The organism is Streptomyces sp. NPDC034670 (assembly GCF_055574875.1).
In genome coordinates, this window is record NZ_JBVITR010000003.1 from 151,192 (window position 1) to 155,878 (window position 4,687).

General features: G+C 77.6%; 3 protein-coding genes. 1 reads left to right on the plus strand and 2 read right to left on the minus strand.

What is annotated here, in order from left to right:
• Window positions 1-88 precede the first annotated feature (88 nt).
• Complete coding sequence (locus tag ACZ56B_RS03405) at window positions 89-1,747, minus strand: hypothetical protein (protein ID WP_468785735.1); 1,659 nt, start codon at window positions 1,745-1,747, stop codon at window positions 89-91.
• Between the two features lie 200 nt (window positions 1,748-1,947).
• Entirely contained in the window at window positions 1,948-3,333 is a 1,386-nt protein-coding gene (locus ACZ56B_RS03410; RefSeq protein ID WP_468785737.1) for a transcriptional regulator, read from the minus strand.
• Window positions 3,334-3,638: 305 nt separating this feature from the next.
• On the opposite strand from ACZ56B_RS03410, the gene ACZ56B_RS03415 reads away from it, so the two are divergent.
• The gene (locus ACZ56B_RS03415; RefSeq protein ID WP_468785739.1) at window positions 3,639-4,301 is read left to right on the plus strand and encodes a bifunctional DNA primase/polymerase; all 663 of its coding nucleotides are present in this window, start codon (window positions 3,639-3,641) and stop codon (window positions 4,299-4,301) included.
• Window positions 4,302-4,687 lie beyond the last annotated feature (386 nt).

Below are 4,687 nucleotides of genomic sequence, written 5' to 3' on the forward strand. Positions count from 1 at the left end.
ATGGGGGCCGGCCCCCCCCCCCCCCCCCCCTCCCCCCCCCCCCGCCCCCCCCCCCCCCCCCCCCCCCCCTCCTCCCTCCCTGGGCCCGTCACAGCTGGGTCGGCTGGCGCTGGGGCAGGCCGTGCTGCTGGGCGATGGCGTTCCACAGCCTGGACGCCTTGGTCTTCTCGGCGGTCGCGGTGCCGCTGGCCCGGTTGCCGGCCTGGGTCTGGCCGGTCGTGCGGGCCTGGCCCTTCTTGCAGCCCTTCTTGCCGGCGACCTGGTCGGCCCAGGCCGCGTAGTGGTTGTCGGCCGCCGCCGACGCCTGCCACGCCTTGGTGAGCGAGGCGGTCAGCGCCTCGTGGTCGGGCAGCTTGTCCACGGAGAGGCCGGAGAGGTCGGTGACCAACTGGTTGCGCTGCCGGGCCGCGTCCCGCAGGTCCTTGGCCGCCTGGTCGAGGTTGCGGCAGGCCTTCACGTCGGCCACCGCGTTGATCACGGCGGTCCGGCTGTCGCCGCTGTGGGCCAGCAGCTTGTCCAGCTCGACGGCCTGCTGACGGGCCGGGTCGACGGACGGCGAGGGGGAGGCCGGGGCGGAGGGCTGCTCGCTCGCGGGAGCGGTGGCGGAGACCGGCTGCTTCTTCCCGTCCCCGTCGCTCCCGCCGCCGCCGAGCAGCGCGCCCGCGCCGACGCCGAGCACCGCGATGCCGACGCCGACCGCCGCGAGCAGCGGCACCCGTGAACCGGTCCGGCCCCGGCCGCCGCCCCGGCCGCCGTCGTGGGCGGCCCTCCGGCCGCCGCCCGGGCCGGGCGGGGCCGCCTGCGCGGGCGCGCCGTACTCGACGCGCGGGAGCTGCTGGGTGGAGCCGGCCCGGTCGTCGCCCTCGGCGCGGAAGAGGTTGTCGAACTCGGCGGGCGGCTGCCGGCTGCCGTCGTCGTGGGCCGGGCCGGCCGCCCGGTCGGTCACGGGAGGGATGTACTGGGTGGCCTCGGCGTCGGGGTGGCCGGCCGACGGCAGCGGTGCGGCGCCCGCGCCGGGCACGTCCCGCCGGCCCAGGAACCGGGTCGTCTCGGGGTCGTGTCCGGCGGGCGTCTCGGGCGGCAGCGCGCCCGGGCCCACCGGGGGTATGTACTGGGTCGCCGCCTCGTCGCCGCCGGCGGGCACCGGCGGCAGGAACTGGGTGGCCCCCTCCGCCCCGTCGGGTGCGCCCGGGACGGGCGGCAGGTACTGGGTCGCACCCTCCGGCGACACCGGCGGCAGCGGCGCGCCGGCGGGCGGGGTGCCGTACGCGTCCGCGGCGGACGCGCCGTAGGGGGCGCCGTGCTGGGGCGGCAGCGGGGCTCCCGGGCCGCCGTGGACGCCGCCTCCGCCGGGGTGGCCGCCGGGGTGGCCGCCGTATCCGGAGCCCGGGGGCGGGGCCCCCTCGGGCGGCAGCGGGCCGGGTCCCGGTCGGCCCGCGAACGCGCCGGACGGGCCCTGCGCGCCCCAGGCGGCCTGCTGCTCCCGGGCGCCCCACCGCGGATCGGGCGGGGACTGCCAGTCCTGGCCGGGCGGCGGGGCGGGCGACTGCTGCCCGGAGCCCCACGCGCCGCCCCAGGCCTGGCCCGCGGACGGAGCCGGGGGCGGTCCGGCGGGGTGCCGGCCGTCCGCGGCGCCGGGGCCGGCCGTCATGCTCGGCAGCAGGGGTTCACCGCCGTCGGAGGGCAGCACGATGCCTTCGTGCGCGGGGCGCGCCGAGGGCTCCTCGCCCTGTCCGCTCTGCGTCACCGGGACTCCTACCAATGGGGGACCTTGTGAATCGTCGGCTCACGCTACCGGGTCCCCCGAGGCCGATGCCACGCAGCACCGAACCTGACCTCCTGCCCTGTGAGCGCGGTAACAAAACCGGCTCCCCGTACGCTGATTACGTCACCTGCCCCGCTCCGGCCGCGCCCGCCTCACGCGTCCACCCCCCGCGCCCCCGGTGTTCAGGCGGCCGCCCGGAACTCCACGCGCGCCCCGAACTCCCGGACCACCGACTCCTCCCGGTACGGCTCCAGGCGCTGCCGGAGGTCCTCCAGGTAGGCGGCGCCCCGGTCGGACCTGAGCCCGTCGAGCAGTTCCACCGCCTTCAGCCCCGTGGCGCAGGCCTGTTCGACCTCCCGCTGCTGGACCTGGGCGGTGGCCAGCAGCACGTAGCCGATCGCCCGCCGCCGCGCCCGCGACTCGGGGTGGCCGACCAGGGCCTCCCGGGCGTACCGGGCGGCGGCCTCGGCCTGCCCGAGGTCGCGGTGGCAGTGCGCCAGCTCGTCGGCCAGGTAGGCCTCGTCGAAGTGGGCGATCCACGCCGGGTCGTCCCCGGAGGACGCGTCGGCCGCCTCCATGGCGCTCACCGCGCGCCCGACCGCCTCGTACGCGGCGTGCACGTCGCCCATCAGCGCGTGCCCGCGCGCCTCCGCCGCGTGGAACATCGCCTCCGCGCGGGGAGTCACGCGCCCCCGCGCGCCCTCCTGCGCCGCGCGTGCCAACTGGGCGATCTCGCGCGGGTTCCCGAGCTGTGCGGCCAGGTGGCTCATGGAGGCGGCGAGCACGTACCCGCCGTACCCGCGGTCCCCGGCCGCCTGCGCCAGCCGCAGCGCCTGGATGTAGTAGCGCTGGGCCAGGCCCGGTTGCCCGGTGTCGACGGCCATGTACCCGGCGAGCTCGGTCAACCGCGCGACGGCGGCGAACAGTTCGCGCCCGACGGCCTCCCGGTACGACCCCGCCAGCAGGCCCGAGACCACGCTGTTGAGGTAGTGCACGACGACCGGGCGCACGTGCCCGCTGCCGTACTGGTGGTCCAGGTCCACCAGCGCCTGCGTCATGGACCGCACGGCCGCCACGTCGGACCGGCCCACGCGCGGCCCGGCCGAGCGCGCCACCTGCGCGTCGGGCGTGGAGATCAGCCAGTCGCGGCTCGGCTCCACCAGCGCGGAGGCGGCGACGGAGGAGCCGGACAGGAAGTCCCGCCGGCCCACGTCGCTGCGCCACAGCTCGCAGACCTGCTCGACGGCCCCCAGGACCGTCGGCGAGAACTGGAGGCCGACGCCCGCCGCGAGGTTCTTGCCGTTGGCCATGCCGATCTCGTCGATCGTGACCGTGCGGCCCAGTTTGCGGCCCAGCGCCTCCGCGATGATCGCCGGCGCCCGGCCCCTCGGCTGCTGTCCGCGCAGCCACCGGGCCACCGACGTCTTGTCGTAGCGCAGGTCGAGGCCGTGCTCGGCGCCGCACATGTTGACCCTGCGGGCCAGTCCGGCGTTGGAGCAGCCGGCTTCCTGGATGAGCGCCTGCAGCCGTTCGTTCGGCTGCCGCGCGACGAGAGGCCTTGCGGCCATGGCGTACCCCCTGAGGCTGCGGTGCCTGCCCGCGCACCGAGTTGACGTGTCTTGCGCGGCCGTGCCTCCCGCGTCCCGGCGGGAAGTACGGACGTGAAGATCAATGCCCCACCGCTGTACCGGTAATGCCAGTTTTGCGAAGCTTGCCGGGATAACGGCTGATGCCGGCCCTCCTCGTGGTTACCCATCAGGAGACGCCGATCCTCATGCGCGCCCCCGCACATGCACCCATGCGCCCCGGCCCGGGGCCGGTGCTCCTCCCCCGCGCATGCCCGCGGGCGTAACCCCCGGTGACGGCCGTAGTTGTGTTCATCGTGGAAGAGACGATCCCGGGCACCGGAGCCGCACAGATCCCGACGCAGCGCGGGGCATCGCTGCTGGACACCGCAGTTCGCTACGTCGAGGAGCGGCACTGGGACGTGTTCCCGGGCACCTGGCTGGAGACCGCGGGCGGGACGCACCGCTGCTCGTGCGGTGACGCCGCGTGCCCCGCGCCCGGCGCACACCCGGCCGGACCCGACTGGGCGGCCCGGGCGACCGGCAGCGCCACCGCCGTCCGCCGCATGTGGCGGGAGCGGCCGGCCGCCTCGATCCTGCTGCCCACGGGCCACGCGTTCGACGCGGTCTCGGTCCCCGAGACCGCCGGGTTCCTGGCCCTGGCCCGGATGCGGCGGATGGGGCTGCCGCCCGGGCCGGTGACCCTGACGCCCCGGGGGCGCATGGAGTTCTTCGTGCTGCCGGGCGCGACGGCGAAGGTGCCGGGCCTGCTGCGGGCACTGGGCTGGGCGCCGTCCTCGCTCGATCTGACGGTGCTGGGCGAGGGCGGGTACGTCGCCGCGCCGCCCACGCGGGTCGGGTCCCGGGGGGCCGTGCAGTGGGCCTGCCGTCCGACCCCGGCGAACCGGTGGCTGCCGGGCGCGGAGGAACTGGTCCCGCCCCTGGCCTACGCGTGCGGGAGCGACCGGTAGGGCCGCCGCCCGGCAGTCCCGGCAGTCCCGGCAGTCCCGGCAGTCCCGGCAGTCCCGGCAGTCCCGGGCCGGCACGAGCCCGTCGCCGGCCACTCGACCGGCGTGCGCGGGAGGACTGGCTCCGCCGACCTGCCGCACCGCCCCGAAGTGCTCTTCGCGGACGGGCCGTCCGAGGGCGCCGAGACGGCCCGCCGTCCGCCGGAGGTCCTCACGGCGGCCGGCCGGGGGGTGACCCGGGCAACCGGGAGGGCGTGCCGGATCCCGCCGAGGGGAGCCGGCCGGGAGCGACCGGGGGGGGGGGGGGGGGGGGGGGGGGGGGGGGGGGGGGGGGGGGGGGGGGGTGGGGGCGGGGGGCGGAGAGTGAGGGATGCGTAAGGAAGGAAGGG

Excerpts from the sequence above, each read along its gene's own strand:
- ACZ56B_RS03410 (WP_468785737.1), bottom strand. The coding sequence starts at position 3,333 with ATGGCCGCAAGGCCTCTCGTCGCGCGGCAGCCGAACGAACGGCTGCAG.